This is a genomic window from Segnochrobactrum spirostomi, assembly GCF_009600605.1.
GTDB lineage: Bacteria > Pseudomonadota > Alphaproteobacteria > Rhizobiales > Segnochrobactraceae > Segnochrobactrum > Segnochrobactrum spirostomi.
The window spans coordinates 148920-171471 of the sequence record NZ_VWNA01000001.1 but is presented as its reverse complement, the minus strand read 5'-3'; the positions used below and the strand labels follow the sequence as shown (position 1 = coordinate 171471).

The 22552-nt window shown below is 68.6% G+C and carries 19 protein-coding genes; 11 read left to right on the top strand and 8 right to left on the bottom strand.

What is annotated here, in order from left to right:
• Nucleotides 1–11: 11 nt before the first annotated feature.
• Complete coding sequence (gene topA / locus F0357_RS00855) at nt 12–2708, bottom strand: type I DNA topoisomerase (RefSeq protein ID WP_153477692.1); 2697 nt, start codon at nt 2706–2708, stop codon at nt 12–14.
• A 304-nt stretch (nt 2709–3012) separates the two neighbouring features.
• Here topA and F0357_RS24010 point away from each other — a divergent pair, with 304 nt between their 5' ends.
• Complete coding sequence (locus F0357_RS24010; protein ID WP_208948150.1) at nt 3013–3186, top strand: hypothetical protein; 174 nt, start codon at nt 3013–3015, stop codon at nt 3184–3186.
• Nucleotides 3187–3292: 106 nt separating this feature from the next.
• Here the strand turns inward: F0357_RS24010 and dprA are convergent, their stop codons facing one another.
• From dprA to F0357_RS00835, 4 genes are read right to left on the bottom strand one after another with little or no spacing between them, the layout of a single operon-like run.
• The gene (dprA, locus tag F0357_RS00850) at nt 3293–4426 is read right to left on the bottom strand and encodes a DNA-processing protein DprA (protein WP_153477689.1); all 1134 of its coding nucleotides are present in this window, start codon (nt 4424–4426) and stop codon (nt 3293–3295) included.
• Nucleotides 4423–5049 (bottom strand): glycerol-3-phosphate 1-O-acyltransferase PlsY, encoded by a 627-nt coding sequence (gene plsY, locus F0357_RS00845; RefSeq protein ID WP_153477686.1) that lies wholly within the window; start codon nt 5047–5049, stop codon nt 4423–4425. Before plsY ends, dprA begins: the two co-directional genes overlap by 4 nt.
• A gap of 20 nt (nt 5050–5069) precedes the next feature.
• Complete coding sequence (locus tag F0357_RS00840; protein WP_312861399.1) at nt 5070–6377, bottom strand: dihydroorotase; 1308 nt, start codon at nt 6375–6377, stop codon at nt 5070–5072.
• Nucleotides 6378–6428: 51 nt separating this feature from the next.
• Nucleotides 6429–7388: an aspartate carbamoyltransferase catalytic subunit gene (locus F0357_RS00835; RefSeq protein ID WP_376767776.1), complete on the bottom strand. Its 960-nt coding sequence runs from the start codon at nt 7386–7388 to the stop codon at nt 6429–6431.
• Between the two features lie 206 nt (nt 7389–7594).
• Between F0357_RS00835 and F0357_RS00830 the strand changes: the two genes are divergently transcribed.
• On the top strand, nt 7595–9223 hold the full coding sequence (locus F0357_RS00830; protein WP_312861666.1) for an acyl-CoA dehydrogenase family protein: 1629 nt from the start codon (nt 7595–7597) through the stop codon (nt 9221–9223).
• Nucleotides 9224–9269: 46 nt separating this feature from the next.
• Here the strand turns inward: F0357_RS00830 and gph are convergent, their stop codons facing one another.
• On the bottom strand, nt 9270–9935 hold the full coding sequence (gene gph / locus F0357_RS00825) for a phosphoglycolate phosphatase (RefSeq protein ID WP_153477682.1): 666 nt from the start codon (nt 9933–9935) through the stop codon (nt 9270–9272).
• Nucleotides 9936–10095: 160 nt separating this feature from the next.
• Nucleotides 10096–12006: an autotransporter family protein gene (locus tag F0357_RS00820; protein ID WP_208948149.1), complete on the bottom strand. Its 1911-nt coding sequence runs from the start codon at nt 12004–12006 to the stop codon at nt 10096–10098.
• A 507-nt stretch (nt 12007–12513) separates the two neighbouring features.
• Here F0357_RS00820 and F0357_RS00815 point away from each other — a divergent pair.
• From F0357_RS00815 to gltX, 9 genes are all read left to right on the top strand, one after another.
• A complete protein-coding gene (locus F0357_RS00815; protein ID WP_153477678.1) occupies nt 12514–13962 on the top strand; it encodes an NAD-dependent succinate-semialdehyde dehydrogenase in 1449 nt (482 codons plus the stop codon).
• A gap of 7 nt (nt 13963–13969) precedes the next feature.
• Nucleotides 13970–14671, top strand: coding sequence for a ribose-5-phosphate isomerase RpiA (gene rpiA / locus F0357_RS00810; protein ID WP_312861398.1), 702 nt, complete (start codon nt 13970–13972; stop codon nt 14669–14671).
• A gap of 40 nt (nt 14672–14711) precedes the next feature.
• Nucleotides 14712–15269 (top strand): DUF2059 domain-containing protein, encoded by a 558-nt coding sequence (locus F0357_RS00805; protein WP_153477676.1) that lies wholly within the window; start codon nt 14712–14714, stop codon nt 15267–15269.
• A gap of 43 nt (nt 15270–15312) precedes the next feature.
• Nucleotides 15313–16695 (top strand): glutathione-disulfide reductase, encoded by a 1383-nt coding sequence (gor, locus tag F0357_RS00800; protein WP_153477673.1) that lies wholly within the window; start codon nt 15313–15315, stop codon nt 16693–16695.
• Nucleotides 16696–16891: 196 nt separating this feature from the next.
• Nucleotides 16892–17068, top strand: a complete 177-nt coding sequence (locus F0357_RS25615) for a hypothetical protein (RefSeq protein ID WP_312861397.1) — start codon at nt 16892–16894, stop codon at nt 17066–17068.
• 7 nt (nt 17069–17075) lie between these two features.
• A complete protein-coding gene (locus tag F0357_RS25060; RefSeq protein ID WP_312861665.1) occupies nt 17076–17336 on the top strand; it encodes a type II toxin-antitoxin system RelE/ParE family toxin in 261 nt (86 codons plus the stop codon).
• A 141-nt stretch (nt 17337–17477) separates the two neighbouring features.
• Nucleotides 17478–18926 carry a class II 3-deoxy-7-phosphoheptulonate synthase gene (locus F0357_RS00785; protein ID WP_153477671.1) on the top strand — a complete coding sequence of 483 codons (1449 nt, stop codon included), beginning with the start codon at nt 17478–17480 and terminating at the stop codon, nt 18924–18926.
• Between the two features lie 202 nt (nt 18927–19128).
• A complete protein-coding gene (locus F0357_RS00780; protein WP_153477669.1) occupies nt 19129–19953 on the top strand; it encodes a DODA-type extradiol aromatic ring-opening family dioxygenase in 825 nt (274 codons plus the stop codon).
• Between the two features lie 106 nt (nt 19954–20059).
• Nucleotides 20060–21421, top strand: a complete 1362-nt coding sequence (gene gltX / locus F0357_RS00775) for a glutamate--tRNA ligase (RefSeq protein WP_153477667.1) — start codon at nt 20060–20062, stop codon at nt 21419–21421.
• Here the strand turns inward: gltX and F0357_RS00770 are convergent.
• Entirely contained in the window at nt 21378–22502 is a 1125-nt protein-coding gene (locus tag F0357_RS00770; protein ID WP_153477665.1) for a DUF2865 domain-containing protein, read from the bottom strand. The two genes, gltX and F0357_RS00770, sit on opposite strands and share 44 nt — an antisense overlap.
• Nucleotides 22503–22552: the final 50 nt, after the last annotated feature.

Genomic DNA, 22552 nt, shown 5'->3' with positions numbered 1-22552 from the left:
TTTCCTCCGCCTCAGCCCGCGGCTTTGCTGCGGGCAGTCGTTTTGGTGGTCGTTTTCGCCGCCGGTTTCGCTGCCGCCTTGGCGGCGCCGGCCTTCGCCGTGCCGGCCTTGGGAGCCGCCTTCTTGGCCGGTGCCTTCTCGCCGGCGGGCTTCGCCGCGCTCTTGGCGCTCTTCGCGGGCGCGCGGCGTGCAGGCTTGCCGTCCCCGTCCTTGGCGACCTTGGCCGCGATCACCTCGAGCGCCTGGGCGAGGGTGATCGCCGCCGGGTCCATGCCACGCGGCAGCGTGGCGTTGACCTTGCCGTGGTTCACATAGGGCCCGTAGCGGCCGTCGCGGACGGTTACGCTGCCGCCGTCCGGATGATCCCCGAGCGCGCGGCCGGCGGAGGCGGCGCCACCGGGGCGGCCGCCGCGCTCCTTCTTCTCGGCGAGCACCGCGACTGCGCGGTTGATGCCGACGGAAAAGACCTCCTCGGCCGAGGACAGGTTGGCGAACGCGCCGTCGTGATTGACGAACGGGCCGTAGCGCCCGATGCCCGCCGTGATCGGCTTGCCCGTCTCCGGATGCACGCCGACCTCGCGCGGCAGCGACAGCAGGGCGACGGCCCGCTCGAGATCGATCGTCGCCGGCTCCCAACCCTTCGGCAGCGAGGCGCGCTTCGGCTTGTCGCCTTCGCCGAGCTGGAGGTACGGCCCGAAGCGGCCGCTGCGCAGGGTCACGTCGAGCCCGGTGCCCGGGTCCTGGCCGATGACCCGCGGTCCGTCCGCTTCCGCCGCCGTGTCGCCCTCGGCTGTCCCGATCTGGCGGGTGTAGCGGCATTCCGGATAGTTCGAGCAGCCGATGAAGGCACCGAACTTACCGGTCTTGAGCGACAGGCGGCCGACGCCGCAGGTCGGGCAGGAGCGCGGGTCCGCGCCGTCCTCCCGGGGCGGGAAGATGTGCGGAGCGAGCGCGTCGTTGAGCGTGTCGAGCACCTCGGAGACGCGCAGATCCTTGATCTCGCCGACCGCCGCCGAGAAGTCCTTCCAGAACAGCCGCAGCACCTCGCGCCAGTCGAGCTCGCCGGCGGAGATCTTGTCGAGCTGCTCTTCGAGGCTCGCGGTGAAATCATATTCCACGTAGCGGTCGAAGAAGGAGGCGAGGAAGGCGATGACGAGCCGGCCCTTGTCCTCGGGGATCAGTCGCTTGCGGTCGAGGCGCACATATTCGCGATCGCGCAGCACCGAGAGGGTCGCCGAATAGGTCGACGGCCGGCCGATGCCGAGCTCCTCCATCTTCTTGATGAGGGTCGCTTCGGTGTAGCGCGGCGGCGGCTCGGTGAAGTGCTGGGTGGTCACGACGGACCGGCGGGCGAGGGCGTCGCCGTTCGCCATCGCGGGAAGACGGCGCGCTTCCTCGTCTTCCTCGTCGTCGCGCCCTTCCTGGTAGAGCGTCAGGAAGCCGTCGAAGCGCACCACCGAGCCGGTCGCCTTGAGCTCGGCCTGACGGGTGCCGTTCTTGGCGAGGATGTCGACGGTCGTGCGCTCGATCTCGGCGGATTCCATCTGGCTCGCGACAGTACGCTTCCAGATGAGTTCATAGAGCTTCGCCTGCTCGGCATCGAGGTAGCGCTTCACCCGGTCGGGATGGCGCGACACGTCGGTCGGCCGGATCGCCTCGTGGGCTTCCTGCGCATTCTTCGCCTTGACGGTGTAGCGGCGCGGCGCGTTCGGCACGTAGCGGTCGCCGTGAAGGGTGGCGATCTCGCGGCGGATCGCGGCGATCGCCTCCGGCGCCACGTCGACGCCGTCGGTTCGCATATAGGTGATGAGACCGACCGTCTCGCCGCCGATATCGACGCCTTCGTAAAGGCGCTGCGCGATCTGCATCGTGCGCGCCGGGGCGAGCCCGAGCTTGCGGGACGCCTCCTGCTGAAGGGTCGAGGTGGTGAACGGCGGATAGGGATTGCGGCGGGTCGGCTTCGATTCGATGCCGGTCACCGTGAAGGCGGCGCCTTCGAGAAGCGAGCCGATCGCCCGGGCATCGTCGCCGTTGGTGACGTCGAGGCGGGCGATCTTGCGGCCGTCGAGCGTCGCGAGGCGGGCGTCGAACTCGTCGCCCTTCGGCGTCGCGAGCCGAACCAGGATCGACCAATATTCCTGGGTGACGAAGGTCTCGATCTCGGATTCGCGATCGCAGACCAGCCGCAGCGAGACCGATTGCACGCGACCCGCCGAACGGGCACCGGGCAGCTTGCGCCACAGCACCGGCGAGAGCGTGAAACCGACGAGATAATCGAGGGCGCGGCGGGCGAGATAGGCGTCCACCAGCGGGCCGTCGATCGCCCTCGGGTGGGCCATCGCGTCGAGCACCGACGACTTCGTGATGGCGTTGAAGACGACGCGCTCGACCGGCTGCGACTTGAGCGCGCGCTTCTCCTTCAAGACCTGGAGCACGTGCCAGGAGATCGCCTCGCCTTCGCGATCCGGGTCGGTCGCCAGGATCAGGCGATCGGCGTCCTTCACGGCACGGGCAATGTCGGCGAGCCGCTTCTGCGACTTCGCGTCGACCTCCCAGCTCATGGCGAAGTCGTCGTCCGGGAGGACGGAACCATCCTTCGCGGGCAGGTCGCGGACGTGACCGTACGACGCCAGAACCTGATAGTCCGGACCCAGATATTTATTGATCGTCTTCGCCTTAGCGGGCGATTCTACGATGACGACGTGCATCGGTACCTTACGAAAAGCCGCCGCAGATCAAGGTCGAGCCGAACGGGCGGAGGGAGGCGGAGGCCCGCCGGTCAGCGGTGGACCATCGGAGATCGGCGCGGCCCTGTCAATTAATGGCTGTCCCGGCGAAGGACAAGAATCGGGACGGTCCGGCCGGCTGCGGTTGGGCACGCGCGCCACCGCGGATACAACCCAAGGTTGGTTGTAGAATGGCATAGAGCCCGTGTTAGTTGCTGTATTGAGGGCTGCAATCTGACGGCGAAGCCTCGGATCGGCGGCGGGCAATCGGCGTAGGTGGGATTCGATGCGGAGCTCCGAGGAGGTCGCCCTTTATACAGCGAAGATCACCAACGAACTCGCCAGAATGGCCGAGGAGGCCGGCCTGTTGATGCTCGCTTACCTCCTCGAAATGGCTCGGGAGGAAGCCACGATGCAGGCCGAGGACCGGGGCCGCGGGCGGCGAAGGATCTCGCGCTGACCGGGCCTCTGCGGGGGGCATCCGGCGGGGCGCCGATCGGCCGAGGTCCGGTCTCCCACGGGATGGGCCGGCCGACAATGGCGGATCGGTCCCACCGATCGAGGCTTCAATATAGGAGCGAGACGCGACCACCGCCGTGACGCTCTGTGCGGCCCGCGAGTTCGAGTTCCAAGAGGATGATCAGCACTTGAGATGCTGTCAGCCCAACGTGGCGGACGATCTCGTCGATCGGCGTCGGGGTCGGACCCAGCGCTTCGATCACCCTGCGGCGGGCATCGTCGTCCACCATGGCGGGGGCCTCTTGGGGAGGGGACGGCGGCTCTTCGATCGCCTTCGGATCCCCCCGCCGGCCGGCGAGCGGCAGCACCGCTTCGAGGACGTCGTCGGCATGGCGGATCAGCGTCGCCCCGTCGCGCAGCAGCAAGTTGCAGCCCTCAGCGCGCGGATCGAGCGGGGAGCCCGGCACCGCCAGCACCTCGCGGCCCTGTTCGGCGGCGAACCGGGCGGTGTGCAGCGACCCCGACCGCGCGGCGGCCTCGACCACCACGACGGCGAGGCTCATGCCGGAAATCAGCCTGTTGCGCCGGGGAAAATCGTGTGCCCGCGGCGCCCAACCGAACGGCATCTCCGAGATCGCGACGCCGCCGGCATCGAGGATTTGCGCAAGGAGCGGTTCGTTCTCGGGCGGATAGATATGATCAAGCCCGCCAGCGAGGACCGCCACGGTGCCACCCGCTAGGGACGCCGCGTGGGCGGCGCCGTCGATCCCGCGCGCGAGCCCGGACACGATGGTGAAACCGGCGGCCGACACGCCGCGGGCGAGGCGTTCAGCCATCGTTCGGCCGGCGGACGAGGCGTTGCGGGAACCCACGATGGCGACGGCGGGATCGATGAGGACCTGCGAACCGCCACGCACGGCGAGGAGCGGCGGTGGGGCATCGATGGCGGCGAGGTCGGCGGGATAATCCGGTTCGCCGAGGGCGACGAACCGCGCCCCGACGCGGTGGGCCAACGCAAGTTCTGCCTCGGCCTCCGCAACGCTCGCGACACGGATGCGGGAACGCCCGCCGCGGCGGGCGAGCTCCGGCAAGGCTTCGAGCGCCTCGCCGGCCGAGCCGAAATGGTTGACGAGTTGGCGGAAGGTCGCCGGCCCGACATTCTCGGACCGGATCAGGCGAAGCCAGGCGAGGCGCTGAGCGTCGGTGAGCCGAACGCCGCTGCCTGCCCGGCCGCCCGTCATGTCCCCGCAGCCTCTTTCTTCTTGGAGCTGAACTTGCTCTCGGTGCCGTTGAGGAGGCGGCTGATATTCGCCGAATGCTTCCACCAGAGGATCGCCGCGAGCATGGCGAAGACGACGGCATTGTCGGGCAAGCCCATGGCCCAGAACACCAGCGGGGTCGCGGCGCTGGCGATCAGGGCGGAGAGCGAGGAATAACGCGTCAGCCAGAAGACGATGAGCCAGATCGCGGCGAAGGAGATCGCTGCCGGCCAGGCGAGCCCGAGGGTGATACCGAGGAAGGTCGCCACCCCCTTGCCGCCCTTGAAGCCGAGCCAGACCGGGAAGAGGTGGCCGAGGAAGGCACCGATGCCTGCGACGATCGCCGCCGCCTCGCCGCCGAGTTCGCGGGCGAGGATGACTGCCACCGTCCCCTTCAGCATGTCGCCGGCGAGCGTTCCGGCGGCAAGCGACTTGCGCCCCGTGCGCAGCACGTTGGTCGCGCCGATATTGCCGGAGCCGATCGCGCGGATGTCGCCGACGCCGGCGAGACGCGTGATGATGAGGCCGAACGGAATCGACCCCAGGATATAGCCGCCGACGAGAGCCACGGCGAAGGCGGGCCAACCGATCGACCAGTCGAACATCGCGAGGTCCTTGGCGTCCGTCAGGACGCCGAATGAGAGTAGGTGTGAACGGTTTTTCCTGCAACCAAAGTGCGAACGACGCGTCCCTGGAAGCGGGCATTCTCGAAGGGCGTGTTCTTCGACCGCGACACGATGCCGTCGAGTGCGAGCACCCAAGGCGCGCCGGGATCGAACAGGACGATATCCGCCGGCGCTCCGGGGGCGAGCGTGCCGGCCGCGATGCCGAGCCGCTTGGCCGGTGCGGTCGACATCGCCTCGATGAGACGCGGCAGGGTGAGGTCGCCGTTGTGCACGAGGCGGAGGCCGCCCGCGAGCAGGGTTTCGAGGCCGATCGCCCCGTCCGCGGCCTCGGCAAACGGATGCCGCTTCATCTCCACGTCCTGCGGATCGTGGTTCGAGACCACGATGTCGATCGTGCCGTCGGCGACCGCGTCGATGATGGCGCGGCGGTCGTCCTCGTCGCGGAGCGGCGGCGAGAGCTTCACGAAGGTGCGGTACTGCGCGACGTCGAGCTCGTTCAGCGTCAAGTGCGCGACCGAGGTCGCCGCGGTCACGTCGAGCCCTTCGGCCTTGGCCGCGCGCAGCGCCGCCACCGAATGGGCGCAGCTCACGAGCGCCGCGTGATAACGGCCGCGCGTCAGCCGAACGAGGCGGAGGTCGCGTTCGAGCGGGATGAATTCGGCCTCCCGCGGGATGCCGGAAAGCCCGAGACGGCTCGCCGTCTCGCCCTCGTTCATGACGCCGCTGCCGACGAGCTCGGGATCTTCCGGCTTGTGGACGATGAGGGCGCCGAAATCGCGTGCGTAGGTGAGGGCGCGGCGCATCACCCGGGCGCTTGAAAGCGCGGCCCGGCCGTTGGTGAAGGCGACCGCGCCGGCTTCCTGGAGGAGGCCGATCTCGGTCGTCTCGCGGCCGGCGAGGCCCTTCGTCAGCGCCGCCATGGGCAGCACGCGGACGCGCGCGGTGTCGCGGGCGCGGCGCAGCAGGAAGTCGACCAAAGCCGGGTCGTCGATGACCGGATCGGTGTCCGGCTGGATCACGATCGTGGTGACGCCGCCGGCCGCTGCCGCGAGGCTCGCGCTCGCCAGCGTCTCGCGATGCTCGTGGCCGGGCTCGCCGGCGTGGACCAGCATGTCGACGAGGCCCGGCGCGGCGACCAAGCCGCGGGCGTCGACGATCTCGGCCCCGTCCGGAACGGAGGTGGCGGGAGCGGGATCGGCGGCGGCGATGCGGCCGTCCTTGACCACCACGTCGCCCGTGCCGTCGATGCCGCGGGCGGGATCGACGATGCGGGCGTTCCTGATGACGATCGGCCGGATTTCGCTCACCGGATGTTCCTCGACGTGGCACGGCCCCGAGGCGGGCACCGCGCGGACTTTTCAGGCATTCGGAAGGTGCGCGGAGAGCGCCTCGAGCACCGCCATGCGGACGGCGACACCCATCTCGACCTGCTCGCCGATGAGGCTGCGCGGCCCGTCCGCAACGGCGGGATCGATCTCGACGCCGCGGTTCATCGGACCCGGGTGCATGACGAGAGCGTCGGGCGCCGCGTAGGCGAGCTTCTCTTCGTCGAGGCCCCAATAATGGAAATATTCTCGCACCGAGGGGACGAACGAGCCGTCCATGCGCTCGCGCTGGAGGCGCAGCATCATCACGATGTCGGCGCCCTCGAGGCCTTCCTTCATGCGGGTGAAGGCGCGCACGCCCATCCGGTCGATGCCCGACGGCAGCAGGGTCGAGGGGGCGACGACCCGCACCTCGGCCCCGAGCGCCGAAAGAAGCAGGATGTTCGAGCGGGCGACGCGGGAGTGCAGGATGTCGCCGCAGATCGCGACGCGGAGCCCGGCGATACGGCCCTTGTTGCGGCGGATCGTCAGCGCGTCGAGCAGGGCCTGGGTCGGGTGCTCGTGGGCGCCGTCGCCGGCATTGACGACCGAGCAGCCGACCTTGCGGGCGAGCAGGGCGACCGCGCCGGCGGCATGGTGGCGGACGACGAGGATGTCGGGTCGCATCGCGTTGAGCGTCTGCGCCGTGTCGATCAGCGTCTCGCCCTTCTTCACCGACGAGGAGGCGACCGACATGTTCATGACGTCGGCGCCGAGCCGCTTGCCGGCGAGCTCGAACGACGATTGCGTGCGCGTCGAGGCTTCGAAGAACAGGTTGATCTGGGTCCGGCCGCGCAGAATGCTGCGCTTCTTCTCGACCTGCCGGTTCAGTGCGACGGCGTCTTCCGCCATCGCCAGCAACGCCTCGATCTCCTCGGGGCGAAGACCTTCGATCCCGAGCAGGTGCCGGTGCGGAAAGGGAAGCCCTGAGGCTGCGTTCGCGGGGTCCATCATCGAGACCGATCGTCTAGGCGATGCGCACGGCGAGCACAAGCGGGCGACGGCCTGCGCGGCGGGGCGATCCCCGCATTCGGCTGTGATTCCTTAAGGCGATGGTGCGTAAACGTGTGAATATCACATCACGTGTTCCCGATCGCCGGCCGCTCCACGGCGCGCCGACATCGTTCACCGGAGTCATCGCGTCCATGCCGGGCGAGGCCATCGACATCTACGAGGCGATCAACCAGCCACCGCCGTCGTTCGGGCGCAATCTGTTCGAGACCGATCCGATCCTGATCGGCGCGCTCGAAACGCTGCTCGGCTCGGAGGTGGAAGGGGAACTCGGCCGGATCGGCGCTTATTGGGGTTCGGCCGAAGCCTTCGAACTCGCCCGCCTCGCCAACGAGAACGCACCGGTTCTCAACACGTTCGACCGTTACGGGCGCCGCCAGGACAGCGTCGAGTTCCATCCTGCCTACCACGCTTTGATGCGCCGCAGCGTCGAGAACGGCCTGCATTCCGCGATCTGGGAGGAGGACTCGGACCTAGCGGGTCATCGCCATGCGGTGCGCGCCGCAGCCCTCTACATGACGAGCCAGACCGAGGGCGGACACGTCTTCGCGCTGTCGACCACGAGCGCCGCGGTGGCCGCGTTGCGCGCCAACCGTCCGGTGATGGGGGATTGGCTGAAGTTCGTCCGCACCCGCCGTTACGACCATCGACCCCTGGCGAAGGAGGACAAGCACGGCGTCACCATTGCCGTCGCCTTCGCCGAGCGGGAGGCCGGCACCGATCTGCGCGCGGTCGCGACGCGGGCCGAGCCGGTGGAGGAGGGCGTGTGGCGGCTCGACGGCCACAAATGGTTCGTCTCGTCCCCGATGGCGGACGCCTTCGTGGTGCTCGCCCAAACCCCTCAGGGGCCGAGCCTGTTCCTCGTGCCGCGGGTGACCGACGATGGTCTGCCGAACGGCGTGCGCCTCGACCGGCTCAAGGCGAAACTCGGCAATCGGGCGAACGCCACGGCGGAAATCGCGTTCGACGGCGCGCTCGGCCATCTTCTCGGCGAGCCGGGCCGCGGCATCACCGTCGCGGCGCCGCTCTCGGCGCTCGTTCGCCTCGACGGCGCGCTCGCCGCGGCCGGCCTGATGCGCGCCGGGCTGGTGGAGGCGGTCCACTATGCCCGCCATCGCCGCGTGTTCGGCTCGCTCCTGATCGAGGAGCCCCTGATGCTGCGGGTGCTCGCTGATCTCGCTCTCGATTCGCTGGCGGCGACCGCCCTGGTGATGCGCCTCGCGCTCGCCTACGACGCGGGCGCCAAGGACCCCCACGAGGCGGCGTTCGCCCGGATCATGACGCCCGCCGCGAAATATTGGATCACCAAGACGGCGCCGGCCTTCCTTCAGGAGGCGATGGAGTGCGTCGGCGGCAACGGCTGTGTCGAGGACGGCCTGTTGCCGCGGCTCTATCGCGACGCGCCGCTCCATGCCCTGTGGGGCGGCGGCGGCAATCTGCTCTGCCTCGAGATCGCGCGGATGGTGTCGAGCGATCCGGCGGCGCTCAATGCGGCGCTGGCCGAGATCGCGCGCGACGTCGATGTGGATGGGCCGATCTCGGTGGTCGACATCCGCTCGGCCGCCGCCGCCGCGGTCTCAGACCCCGGCACGAGCCGCATCCTGACGGAGCAACTCGCACTCGCCGGGGCGGCCGCGGCGCTGCACAAGTTCGCACCGCGGGTGCTTGCGGACGCCTTCGTGGCGGGGCGGCTCGCAGGGAGCTGGCGGGCCACCTACGGCATTGCCGAAAGCCGGTTCGACACCGCTGCGATCGTCGATTTCGCCGTCCAGCAATAGGGCGGCGGCACGGACTTCGTCCGCTCGGTTCAGGGTGGGACGAACGTCAGGCGCGCAGGGTCGCGACGGCGTCCCACAATTCGTCGAAATGGTCGATCGTGCGGTCCGGCCCGAAGCTCGCGACGGGCTGGTCGGTATAGCCGAACGTGACGCCGATCACCGGCACGCCCGCCGCCTTGGCGGCGGCGACGTCGGCATGCGAATCGCCGACCATCACGGCGTGGGACGCCGTGCCGCCCGCCGCCTCGACGGTGCGCAGGATGTGCTGCGGGTCGGGCTTCGAGACGCCGAAGGTGTCGGGCCCCGCGATCACCGAGAAGCGGTCGGCCAGACCGAGCTTGCCGAGCAGGAGCTTCGACAGCTTCTCCGGCTTGTTGGTGCAGACCGCGAGCGTCCAACCGGCCTCGGCGAAGCGATCGAGGCTGTCGGCGACACCGGGGAAGGGGTGGCTCAGCGCGTCGATCCGGGCTTCGTAATGGACGAGGTAGGACTGGAACAGCTCCTCGAGCCGCGCCTCGCTGACGCTGTGGTCGCGGGCGGCGAGGCCGCGGGCGATCAGAACCCGGGCGCCGCGGCCGACCATGCTGCGCACGCCCGCCTCGTCGATCGGCGCGAGCCCTTCCTCGGCGAGAACGAGATTGAGCGTCGCGGCGAGATCCGGGGCGGTTTCGACCAGGGTTCCGTCGAGATCGAAGGCGATGACGCGCGACATGGTCCGTCCCTTGGCTGAGGCGCAGCGACCGAGCGCACGCGCGTTGCTGGGCGTGCCTAACCGAGGCCCGGGAACGGTGCAAGGCGCCCTTTGCCGAACACGGCCATCGTGAACCGCAGCCGGGTCCGCGGGAGCCCTCCCGGGCTGACGCGCCTTCGCTTCAGAATTTCATCTTGAACCGGAGCGATCCGGATTGGCCGACGAAGCCCGACGGGCTCGCCTCGACGTCGTAGGCGACGCTGAAGCTCGCCGCCTCCGATTGCGCCGCGACCAGGCTCGCTCCGGCCGAATAGGTCCAGGGCGAGAGATCGGGGCCGTAGGTGACGAAGGAGGGTCCGCCGCCGGCATAGGACGCCGTGAGTTGGGTCTGATTGTCCAAGGTGTTGTAGCCGACCCCGACATCGGCGTTGAGCCGCACCCGATCGGTCAGCGCATAAGACCCCGCGAGACCGACGCCCAGCGTCAGGTTCTGGTAGGCCTGATAGTCCGCGGTCAGATTGAGCGCGCCGGCGCCCGTCTCGGTGTAGCCCAGGGCGGCGACCTGGGAATAATCGAGGCCGATCTTCGGGGTCAGCGAGACTTTCGGAGCCACGTCGATGGCCCGGCTCAGGCCGACATGGGCATGGCCGATCCAGCCGTCATAATCGGCCGAGGCGGAGCTTCCCATGAAGGTGATGGAGCGGTTCTCCGAATTGCGGATGTAGCCGGCGTCGAAGAGGAAATCGGCGCGCAGGTTCGGCGTGACGGCGTGCAGGCCGTAGAGGCCGAACCGGTAGCTCGACACGTCGAGGGTGTTCGGCACCGAATCGGCCGCCCCGTCGATCTCGGTGTAGGAATAGGCGCCGGTGAGGCCGAGGACCGTGTTGGCGCCGACGGCCGTGTCGACGCCGACGGCGAACCCGCCGCCGCTCGCGGTGTAGCCGGTCACGCCGTCTTCGGTGCCCTGAGAAGCGTATCCGCCGAACGGCTGAATCCAGAGATTGCTACGGGGCGTCCCGGCGCGCGGGGCATAGGCGTCGTCGAGACGCGCGGTGACGACCTGCTGAAAGGCCTGCTGCGTCGCGTAGGTCGCCTGGACGCCCGCGCCGGAGAGCACTGGCAAGGTCTGGCTGATCGCCGTCGAGAGCGCCGATCCTTCGAGGCCGTTCAGGGACTGGATGACCGGAGCCATCGGGCCGAACAAGCCGTCGACGGACGAGGCGATGCCGTAGAGCACGTTCGCGGCCTGATAGGCCGCGGTGTTGCCGTAGGCTTGGGTGGTCTCGGAATAGGGCTGAACAAGGGTGAGCGTGGTGATGTCGCCCGTGTAGATGCCCGAGGCATCGTAGAGACCGAGCAGCATCGCCGCCGCCGATGCATCTCCCTCGACCGCGCCGTAGAGATTGACGAGGGTGCCGTTCTGGAGCGTGTTCAAGAGCACGCGGCCTTCGGGGGTGATGGACCCGAGGACGGAATATCGGCCGCCGGAGGGGTCCGCCGCGACGCCCCAGAAATATCCGCCCTGATAATTGGTGATGAGAAGATTGCCCATCGGCGCACCGTTCGGCGCGCCGGTCCGCAGAATCCGCCAGGGCGTGCCGGCGACCCAGGCCCATTGCGGCGACGCGTTGCTCGCAACCACTTGCGGCGCCGGCGGCGTGAACGTCGCGGGGTCATAGGGCGTCATGTAGGCCCAATGCGACACCAGCACGCCATCGCCGGTGATCATCTGCATTTCCATCTCGTAGATGCCGCCGCGGTTCGCCATGCTCCCCACGCCGATGGTCGTCGTCCCATCTGGGGACGTGAACACCATCGTGATCCGTCCATCGGTCGTGACGGTGCCTTGGATGGTCTGGCTCGAGAGCGCGACCGTCGGACCGATGGCGAGTTCGCCGGTCGAGGTTCCGGTGAAGATGCCATTGGTCGATGTTCCGAGCGACCAGAGGGTCTGGTCGCCGATCGCCAGCGGATTGGCCAGGGACGTGGTCGTCGCCGCGTAGGCCAGCATCATCGGGGTCGGGACGTAGTAGCTCGTATTCGAGATGATCGAATCCCAGCGCGTCGATTGGGCGAGCACGGCATCAGGCAAACCGAGGCATCCGGCGAGTGCAACGCAGGCGTTGAGCGTCAGTGCGGTTGCGGTTCCGAGACGTGCCTTCATATGCCCCCGCATATTACCCGCGGCGCCCCTTGCCCGCGGCTAGAAGTCGATGGAGAAATATACTGATACTGTATTCTAAACAGCGGCCGGATGGCCTTCGCCTGCCATAGGTCTTGTATTGCCAAATGTTGCTTTGGCGTCGGCGCGTGTCAATCTGAACCGGCTTCGTTACGCTCGGCTTCGCGCCACGGCGAGGCTGTCCACTGTCCGTGAACGGCGCTCGGATATGGCACGGTGATCGCGCCGTCCTTGCGTTGGCTGCTCGATGCGCGGCGTTGCTGCCGGTTGGCCAGTCCCCATCGGCCGTGGTAAGCACCCACTCGGCGTGGGGGCGGGCACGCCAACTCGACCCTATCCCGCTCGTTTCGTTCGCGGCTTCGCCGGGGCACGCCCGCGCGGCGCGGACATCAGTGGCTGACCCGAAGGAGATCGATCATGCAGCTCCGTGATTCTGGACTGCTGAAGGAACAGTGCTTCATCGATGGCAAATGGGTCGGCCAACCCTCCGTCGCGGTCACCAACCCGGCGACAGGCGAAGTGATCGCCCGCGTTCCGGAACTCGGCGCCGACGAGGCGACCGCCGCGGTCGCCGCCGCCAAACGCGCTTTCAAGACGTGGTCGCGCAAGCTCGCCAAGGAGCGGTCGCGCATCCTCCGCCGCTGGTTCGATCTGATGATCGAGCACAAGGAAGATCTGGCGCTGATCCTGACCTCCGAGCAGGGCAAGCCGCTCGCCGAGGCCCGCGGCGAGATCGATTATGCCGCGTCCTTCATCGAGTTCTTCGCCGAGGAAGCGAAGCGGGTGAACGGTGAGACGATCCCGACCTTCCGGGCCGATTCCCGCATTGTCTGCATCCGCCAGCCGGTCGGCGTCGTCGGCGCGATCACGCCGTGGAACTTCCCGGCGGCGATGATCACCCGCAAGTGCGGCCCCGCGCTCGCGGTCGGCTGCACGTTCGTGCTGAAGCCCGCCGGCGAAACCCCGCTGACGGCCCTTGCGATCGCCGAGCTCGGCGCCCGCGCCGGCCTGCCCGACGGCGTCTTCAACGTCATCACCGGCAACCCGCCGGCGATCGGCAAGGTGCTGACCGAGAACCCCGACGTCGCCGCGATCACCTTCACGGGATCGACCGAGATCGGTCGTCTCTTGATGAAGCAGGCCTCGTCGACGGTGAAGCGCGTCGGCCTCGAACTCGGCGGCAATGCGCCGTTCATCGTGTTTGACGACGCCGATCTCGACGCGGCGGTGCAGGGCGCGCTCGCCTCGAAGTACCGCAACATGGGCCAGACCTGCGTCTGCGCGAACCGGCTCTATGTTCAGGCCGGCGTCTATGACGTCTTCGCCGAGAAGCTCACGGAAGCCGTCGCCAAGATGAAGGTCGGCAACGGCCTCGAAGCCGGCGTCGAGCAGGGCCCGCTCATCAACGACGAGGCGATCGAGAAGGTCGAATCGCACGTCGCCGACGCGCTCGCCAAGGGCGCGACCGTCAAGCTCGGCGGCAAGCGCCATGCCCTCGGCGGCACCTTCTTCGAACCGACCGTGCTGACCGGCGTCACCCAGGAGATGGCGGTCGCCCGCGAGGAAACGTTCGGCCCGGTGGCCCCGCTGTTCCGCTTCGAGACGGAAGACGAGGTCATCGAATACGCGAACGCGACCGAGTTCGGTCTCGCCGCCTATTTCTACAGCCGTGACGTCGGCCGCATCTGGCGCGTGGCCGAAGGTCTCGAATATGGCATGGTCGGCATCAATTCCGGCCTGATCTCCAGCGAGGTGGCGCCGTTCGGCGGTGTCAAGCAGTCGGGGATCGGCCGTGAAGGCTCGACCCACGGCATCGACGAATATGTCGATCTCAAATACATGCTGATGTCCGGCCTGGATCGGTGAGGGGCGCGTGGCGCACGACAGCGAAGATCTGAAGCGGCTGGCGGCGATCGCCGCCCTCGACGAGGTGAAGCCGGGCATGAAGCTCGGCATCGGCACCGGATCGACGGCGAACGCCTTCATCCATGCGCTCGCCGAGCGGGTCGCGGCCGGTCTCGAGATCATCGGCGTCCCGACCTCCGAGCGTACGGCGGCCCTCGCCGGGTCGCTCGGCATCCGTCTCTCGACGCTCGAGGAGACGCCCGAGCTCGACGTCGCCATCGACGGCGCCGACGAGATCGGGCCTGGCCTCGCCCTCATCAAGGGCGGCGGCGGGGCGCTGCTGCGCGAGAAGATCGTCGCCTCTGCCGCCAAGCGCTTCGTCGTCATCGCCGATGCCTCGAAGGTCGTCGAGACGCTCGGCCGCTTCCCGCTGCCGATCGAGGTGGTGCCGTTCGGCCTCGGCGCGACGACGCGCGCCATCGAGACGGCCGCCCGCGCGCTGTCGCTCGACGGCCCGCTCGCCCTGCGCAAGGGCGCCGACGGCGGTCCTTACGTCACCGACGGCGGGCATTTCATTCTCGACGCCTCATTCGGCCGCATTTCAGACCCAGAGCGGCTGAGCGAGGTACTGCACACGATTCCCGGCGTCGTTGAGCACGGTCTTTTCGTGCGGATGGCCGCGATCGCCTACGTCGCCCGCCCAGAGGGAACCGAGATCATTCGGGCGTAAGAGTTTCGCGCCCGTGTCCGAATAACGATAGGAGACGACCATGACCTTCCCGACGTTCCGTCGCCTGACGCCGCTGGCGATGGGGCTCGTGGTGCTCGGCGCCGCCTGGGGCTTCGCTCCGGCCGCCGAGGCGCAGACCAAAACGCAGGGCCAGCCGACCGCCGACGACCAGGAGACCTTCACGAAGGAGCATCTGGCGCTGGCGCAGCAGGCGATCGATGCTTCCAAGTCGGCCACCGGCTTCGACAACATCCTGCCCGTCGTCGCCGACCAGACCCGGACGCTGTTCATCCGCTCGAACCCCGCGCTGACGCCTCAGATCGAGGAAGTGACGCAGGAGGTCGCGATCGGCCTCGCCCCGAAGCGTCGCGCGCTCGACGAGACGCTGGAGAAGATCTGGGCTCGCCGCTTCTCCGAGGACGAGCTGCGCCAGATCGTGGCCTTCTACAACTCGCCGGTCGGCAAGAAGCTCTCGGACCTCAGCGCCGAGATCCTGGCGCTGTCCGTCGGCGCGGCGAAGCAGTGGGGCGACCAGATCTCGACCGAGATGGTGACCCGCGTTCGCGAGCAGATGCTGAAGCGCGGCTACAAGCTCTGAGGTCCACGCGCAGGTCGATGCGCGCGGCGGACGGGACCAAGGCATGACGGAATTCGATTACGACCTCTTCGTCATCGGCGCGGGGTCGGGCGGCGTTCGCGCGGGGCGCATCGCGGCGGGCTATGGTGCGCGTGTGGCTGTCGCCGAGGAATATCGTCCCGGCGGCACCTGCGTGATCCGCGGCTGCGTTCCGAAGAAGCTCCTCGTCTACGCGTCCCATTTCGCGGACGCGTTCGAGGATTCGGTCGGCTTCGGCTGGCAGAGCCGCGGCGTCTCCTTCGATTGGCCGACGCTGATCGCCAACAAGGACCGCGAGATCGAGCGCCTTTCGGGCGCCTACGCGCGCAATCTGGAGGCCGCCGGCGCCGAACTGATCCGTTCGCGCGCCGTCGTCACCGGGCCGAACAGCGTGCGGCTCGAGCCCGAGGGCCGCACGGTCACTGCGCGGATCATCCTCGTCGCGACCGGTGGCGCGCCTTATCTCGACCCGTCGGTGCCCGGCATCGAGCACGTCATCACCTCGAACGAGGCGTTCCACCTCGAAAAGCTGCCCGAGCGGGTGCTGGTCGTCGGCGGCGGTTATATCGCCGTGGAGTTCGCCGGCATTTTCCACGGACTCGGCTCCGAGACGACGCTGCTCTATCGTGGTGAGCAGATCCTGCGCGGGTTCGACGACGACCTGCGCACCTATCTCCACGAGGAGATGACCAAGCGCGGCATCACCATCGAATGCGGCGACAACGTCGCCTCGATCGAGAAGACCGCGGACGGTCTCACCGTGACGACCATGCAGGGGCGGACCCTGGAGGTCGATCAGGTCCTCTATGCGATCGGCCGGCGACCGTACACCGCCGGCCTCGGGCTGGAGACGGCCGGCGTCGCGCTGTCGCCGAACGGCGCCGTGATCGTCGATGCGCAGTCGCGCTCGAGCGTGCCCTCGATCTATGCGGTCGGCGACGTCACCGACCGCGTCAACCTCACCCCGGTCGCGATCCGCGAAGGCCACGCCTTCGCCGATACCGTGTTCGGCAACAAGCCGGTGGTGGTCGATCACGCGCTCATCCCGACGGCGGTGTTCTCGCAGCCCGAGATCGGGACGGTCGGCCTCACCGAGGCCGAGGCGAAGGCCCGCTTCACCGCCCTCGACATCTACAAGACGCGCTTCCGCCCGATGCTGCATACGCTCTCGGGGCGGGACGAGCGGATGTTCATGAAGCTCATCGTCGACGGCGAGACCGATCGGGTCCTCGGCGCCCACATCCTCGGCGCGTCGGCGGGCGAGATGGCCCAGATCCTCGGCATCACGGTGCGCCTCGGCGCCACCAAGGCCGATTTCGACACCACCATGGCGCTCCACCCGACGGCCGCCGAAGAACTCGTGACGATGCGGACCGTGACCGAGCGCTGGCGCAAGGCCGAGGGCTGAAGGCGGCGGGGCAGGGCCGCGCCGCTGGGCGGGATCGAGCGCCTGCTGCCGGAATGTGTTACACACGCGGTGCGCGGTAACGCAGGAGGCCCGACCGTGTCCGAGGCGACCTTCACCTTTCGTCTCGATCCCGAGTTGAAAGCGGCCTGCGGCGAAGAGCAGGGACCGAAGCGGTGCCCAACTCCTTCGTGATTACATGCGCGAGGTCGTTCGGCGGCAGCGAGAAGACGAAGCCTACGACTCGTGGTTCCGCCGCGAGGTGGCGCTTGGGCTCGACGCCGCCAAGGCTGGCGATCTGATTTCCGCGGACGAGGCCGAGGCCGAGGCATGGCGGGCGGAGATGCGCCGCAAGCTGTCCGGCTCGCCGTCTTGAGAGTGCTCTGGACGCGTTTGGCACAGACCGATCGCGCCGAGATCCGCCGTTATATCGAGAGAGACAATCCCGCCGCGGCGCTCGCGCTCGACGAGCTCTTCTCGGAGAGGTTGGGCTGCTCGCTCCCCATCCGGGCCTCGGCCGACCCGGGCGCGTGAGTGGCACGCGGGAATGGGTCGTCCACCCAAACTACATCCTCGTCTACGACGTCGGAGAAGACGCCATACGGATTTTCCGCGTTCTGCATGCCGCTCGTTTCCGCCCTTAGGCGGCGAAGGCGATGGTCAGGGAGGTGCGGACGCGTGCGCGACACCCCATATGGGCGGGCATGGCCAAGCGAGCCCGACCTGTGTATAAGGCGCGCTCACCGTGCGCCTTTTTGGGGCACGGGTGTCTTCATGGTGATGTCATGACCGAAACGAGGTCCCCCTCCAGCGCCGGGCTCGCCGCCCGGGGCACGACGACCGGTTCCGCAGCCTGGAACCCGGCGTCCTGGCGTTCGAAGCCCATCGTGCAGGTTCCGGATTATCCGGATGCCGATGCGCTTGCAGCCGTGGAGAACCGCCTCGCCAGCTATCCGCCCCTCGTGTTTGCAGGTGAAGCCCGCAAGCTCAAGAAGGCGCTCGCCGGCGTGGCCGCCGGCGAAGGTTTTCTGCTCCAGGGCGGCGATTGCGCCGAGTCCTTTGCCGAGCACCACGCCGACAACATCCGCGACTTCTTCCGCGTCTTCCTCCAGATGGCGGCGGTGCTGACCTATGCCGCCGCGCAGCCGGTGGTGAAGGTCGGCCGCATCGCCGGCCAGTTCGCGAAGCCGCGCTCGAACCCGACCGAGACGATCGACGGGGTCGAGCTGCCGGTCTATCGCGGCGACATCATCAACGACACCGCCTTCACGGCGGCGAGCCGCATCCCGGACCCGCAGCGCCTCGAGATGGCCTACCGCCAGTCGGCGGCGACGCTGAACCTGCTGCGCGCATTCGCCCAGGGCGGCTACGCCAACCTCGAGAACGTGCATCAGTGGATGCTCGGCTTCGTGAAGGACAGCCCGCAGAGCCACCGTTATGAGACGCTGGCCGAGCGGATCACGGAAACGCTGAACTTCATGCGGGCCTGTGGCATCGATTCCGACACCGTGCCGCAGTTGCGTTCGACCGACCTCTACACCAGCCACGAGGCGCTGCTGCTCGGCTACGAGCAGGCGCTGACCCGCGTGGATTCCACGAGCGGCGACTGGTACGCCACGTCCGGCCACATGCTGTGGGTCGGCGACCGCACCCGGCAGGCGGACCATGCCCACATCGAGTTCTGCCGCGGGGTCAAGAACCCGCTCGGTCTCAAGTGCGGCCCGTCGCTGGAGCCGGACAATCTCCTCAGGCTGATCGATCTACTCAACCCGGAGAACGAGCCCGGCCGCCTCACCCTGATCGCGCGCTTCGGCGCCGAGAAGGTCGAGGAACACCTGCCGAAGCTGATCCGCGCGGTGAGGCGGGAAGGCAAGGTCGTGGTGTGGTCGAGCGATCCGATGCACGGCAACACGATCTCGCTCAACGGCTACAAGACGCGGCCGTTCGATCGGATCCTGCGGGAGGTCGAGGCGTTCTTCTCGATCCACCGCGCCGAAGGCACCCACGCGGGCGGCATCCACATCGAGATGACCGGCCGCAACGTGACCGAGTGCACCGGCGGTGCCCGTGCCATCAGCGCCGACAACCTGTCGGACCGCTACCACACCCACTGCGACCCGCGCCTCAATGCGGAGCAGGCGCTGGAACTCGCGTTCCTGCTCGCGGAGAACCTGAAGCGCGAGCGCGAGCTGAAGGCGGCGGGTGCCCGTCCGGTCGCGGCGGTCGCGGTCTGACATTCGACATCGTTTCGACGATCAGCGGGCCCGGAGCGATCCGGGCCCGTTTCGTTATGGAAGCGGGGCTGTTCGCGGCCGGAAGACGAAGTGTATCCGCCGCCTTCTCTAGTGCCGCTGCGCCCGACGTATTAGCTGTCTCAGCAGAATGAGGGGTCGCGCCGCGTCGGCTTCGGCCCTTGCCCGCTTTGGGATGGCCCACATGCTCCCGACTGTCTTCGTCTCCCACGGCTCGCCCAACATGGCGTTGTTCGAGTCGCCCGCGCGCCGCTTCATGAAGGGGCTCGCCGCGACCCTCCCGCGGCCGAAGGCGATCCTCTCCGTCTCGGCGCATTTCACCACGGCCGTCCCGGTCGTGATCGCCGATGAGAAGCCCGAAATGATCTATGATTTCGGTGGCTTCGAGCGTGAACTTTACGAGATGGTCTATCCGGCGCCGGGAAGCCCGGTGCTCGCCGAGAAGATCGGGCGCCAGATCGCGGCCGCGGGCTTCGATGCCCGGCTCGGCATCGATCGCGGCTTCGATCACGGTACCTGGGTGCCGCTGTCGCTGATCTATCCGGACGCCGACATTCCCGTCGTCCAGCTCTCGATCCAGCCGCGCCAGGATGCGGCTTATCATTATCGCCTCGGGCAGGCGCTGCAGGGTCTCGCCGACGAAGGCATCCTGGTGATGGCCTCGGGCTCGCTGACCCACAATCTGAACGAGGTGTTCGATCGCCGCCGCGGCGGCATGCGCCCCCTCGAATCCGCCAACGAGCCGTGGGCGGAGGAGTTCAGCGCCTGGGTCGCGGATCGGCTCGATCAGAACGCCGTCGACGACCTCTTGGCCTACCGCACCAAGGCGCCGCACGCCGCGCGCAATCACCCGACCGACGAGCACCTGCTCCCCCTCTACGTCGCACTCGGCGCGGCGGGGGCGGGGGCCTCGGCGGAGCGGGTCCATACCTCCGGCCAGTTCGGCGCGCTGATGATGGACGCCTATCTGTTCCACCCGGCGGCGGCGCCGGAGAGCCGGGCGGCCTGAGACGGCGACGCTCCGCGATTGCGGCCCTGCCGTCGGCGGTCTACAGGAACGGCTCTTTCGCCGTCCCGGTTCGGGACCCGTGTCGCCGCACCAGGCCCGATCGATCATGAGCGTCATCGTCCGCTTCGCCCCGTCGCCGACCGGCCGTCTCCACCTCGGCAACGCCCGCACGGCGCTGCTCAATTATCTGTTCGCGCGCCGCACCGGAGGCCGCTTCATCCTGCGGCTCGACGACACGGATCGCGAGCGCTCCACCGAGGCGTTTGCCCGCGGCATCGTCGAGGATCTCGCCTGGCTCGGCATCGAGCCGGATCTGATCGTCCGCCAGTCCGACCGCGCGGATCGCCACGAGGCGGCGGCGCAGAGCCTGCGCGAGCGCGGCCTGCTCTACGGCTGCTACGAGACGCCCGACGAGCTCGAGCGGCAGCGCAAGCGGCGGCTCGCCCGCCACCTGCCGCCGATCTACGACCGCGCCGGCTTCAAGCTCGACGAGGCCGCCCGGGCGGCGCTCGCAGCGGAGGGGCGGCGGCCCCATTGGCGCTTCCTGTTGCCGTCGGGCGAGGGCGGCACGTCACGGACCGTGACCTGGGACGACCTCGTGCGGGGACCGCAGACCGTCGATCTCGCCTCCCTGTCCGACCCCGTCCTGGTGCGCGAGGACGCGACGTTCCTCTACACCCTGCCGTCGGTCGTGGACGACATCGACCTCGGCGTCACCCACGTCGTCCGCGGCGAGGATCACGTCACCAACACGGGCGTCCAGATCGCGCTGTTCGAAGCGCTCGGCGGGCCCGTCCCGGCCTTCGGCCACCACAATCTCCTGATTCTCGCCGACGGCACGGCGATGTCGAAGCGGACGGGGACGCTATCGCTGCAAGGCCTGCGCGAGGCGGGTTACGAGCCGATGGCGATCGCCTCGCTCGCGGTGCTGGTCGGCTCTGCGGAGGCCGTCGAGCCGGTCGCTTCGCTCGAAGAGCTCGCGGAACGGATCTCGTTCGACAAGATCTCCCGGGCACCGGCGCGGTTCGATCCGTCGGACCTCGACGGGCTCAATGCTCGGCTGCTGCACGGGATGCCTTACGAGGCCGCGCGGGATCGGCTCGCCGCACTGGATGCCGATCTCGGGCCTGCGTTCTGGGAGGCCGTGCGCGCCAATCTCGGGCAGTTCGGCGAGGTTGCGGATTGGCGCGACGTCGTGCGGGGACGGCTTCCGCCGGTCGCGATCGAGGCTGCGGACGAGCGTGCCGTCCTCGCCGCGGCGCGCGAACTCCTGCCCCCGGAGCCGTGGGATCAGACCACCTTCAAGGGCTGGACGCAGGCAATCACGGCGCGGACGGGCGCGAAGGGCAAGGCGCTGTTCGGTCCCTTGCGTCGCGCTATCACCGGGCGCGACGCCGGCCCCGAACTCGCGCGGCTGATGCCGCTTATGGGTTCTGCAGATATGTCGGCCCGACTGTCCGGATTCTGAGCGGTGCCGAAGTCGCCGGCGCCGTGGCCGGCTGCGACGCGACGGCCGGTGCCGCGGACGCCGCGGGAGCGCTCGCCGGCGCCGTCGTGGACTTGGCGGTGACCGGGGCGGCGGGCGTCCCCGTGTCGAGATTGGCGGGTGTGATCGTCACCACCGGCACCAGCGGGGCAGCGCCTTCCGGAGTCCCGACCGGGTTCTTTTCGGCGGCCGTCGCGGAGGCGCCGTTCTCCGGCAGAGCACAGGTGCAGCCCGGCTTCGAGATGGTGCGGAACAGATAGGCCGAGGGAAGCTTCCCGTAGGGTTGCCCGTCTTCGGACACCATCGGGTCGGACGGCTGGCCGGCGGGCTGAATATAGAGCTTCACCTCGGACGCCGGGCAATAAGCGTGGCAGGCCTCGGCGTCGCGCGCGAAATTCTCCCGGGCGGTGGACGGGCTGATCGGGAAGAAGTAGCCGTCGCAGGTGCGCACGCAGAGCGTGCGGAAGCTCTCCTTCGGCTCGTCCTTCTCTTTCTTAGTCGACAAGAGGTGGGCCGGGCCGCTGCCGACGGGCGCCGAGAGCGCCGTTTCCGGGCGCCGCTGGGTGGTGCGGGAGCGCTTCGTCGCCGGCGGCTCGGCCTGAGGAGCCTCGGCGGGCTTCTGCCCGAACAGCATCCCGAAGAAGTTCTGGATTGGATTTCCGGCAGAGGCCTGCTGGACGGGCGGCGCCTTGGCCTCGGTCGCAACCTTCTTTCCCTTGGAGGCGTGCGTCCCCTTGGGGTTATGGCAGGCGGCCATCTGACCGGACAGGGCGGCGGCGCGGCGCAGGTCTCCGCTCGCGTTGGCCGCGTTGATTTGGGCCTGCAAGGCGGAGCACGCGTCGGCCGATGCCGCGTTGGGGCACACCGCACCCAGCGAGGCCACGACGGCCACGGCCAATCCCGCCCACATCTTCCGCGCCATGGCCATACGCTCCACTGATCGGCCAGCCGCCCGGAAGGCATATGCGCGCATCTCGCGCGTAGAAACGCGGATCGTGCGCCTTTGCCATCCCCTCCAAACCGATAATCCGCGCCGCGGCGGTCGACAACCGATGATCGTCAACGTCGTTACCGGCGGGCGAACGAGCCCATCTTATGCCCGATCGGTGTCAC

Coding starts and splice junctions, on each gene's coding strand:
- F0357_RS00780 (WP_153477669.1), top strand. CDS start 19,129: ATGCTCCCGACTGTCTTCGTCTCCCACGGCTCGCCCAACATGGCGTTG.
- F0357_RS00805 (WP_153477676.1), top strand. CDS start 14,712: ATGACCTTCCCGACGTTCCGTCGCCTGACGCCGCTGGCGATGGGGCTC.
- F0357_RS00815 (WP_153477678.1), top strand. CDS start 12,514: ATGCAGCTCCGTGATTCTGGACTGCTGAAGGAACAGTGCTTCATCGAT.
- dprA (WP_153477689.1), bottom strand. CDS start 4,426: ATGACGGGCGGCCGGGCAGGCAGCGGCGTTCGGCTCACCGACGCTCAG.
- topA (WP_153477692.1), bottom strand. CDS start 2,708: ATGCACGTCGTCATCGTAGAATCGCCCGCTAAGGCGAAGACGATCAAT.
- F0357_RS00785 (WP_153477671.1), top strand. CDS start 17,478: ATGACCGAAACGAGGTCCCCCTCCAGCGCCGGGCTCGCCGCCCGGGGC.
- gltX (WP_153477667.1), top strand. CDS start 20,060: ATGAGCGTCATCGTCCGCTTCGCCCCGTCGCCGACCGGCCGTCTCCAC.
- gph (WP_153477682.1), bottom strand. CDS start 9,935: ATGTCGCGCGTCATCGCCTTCGATCTCGACGGAACCCTGGTCGAAACC.
- F0357_RS00835 (WP_376767776.1), bottom strand. CDS start 7,388: ATGATGGACCCCGCGAACGCAGCCTCAGGGCTTCCCTTTCCGCACCGG.
- F0357_RS24010 (WP_208948150.1), top strand. CDS start 3,013: ATGCGGAGCTCCGAGGAGGTCGCCCTTTATACAGCGAAGATCACCAAC.
- plsY (WP_153477686.1), bottom strand. CDS start 5,049: ATGTTCGACTGGTCGATCGGTTGGCCCGCCTTCGCCGTGGCTCTCGTC.
- F0357_RS25615 (WP_312861397.1), top strand. CDS start 16,892: ATGCGCGAGGTCGTTCGGCGGCAGCGAGAAGACGAAGCCTACGACTCG.
- gor (WP_153477673.1), top strand. CDS start 15,313: ATGACGGAATTCGATTACGACCTCTTCGTCATCGGCGCGGGGTCGGGC.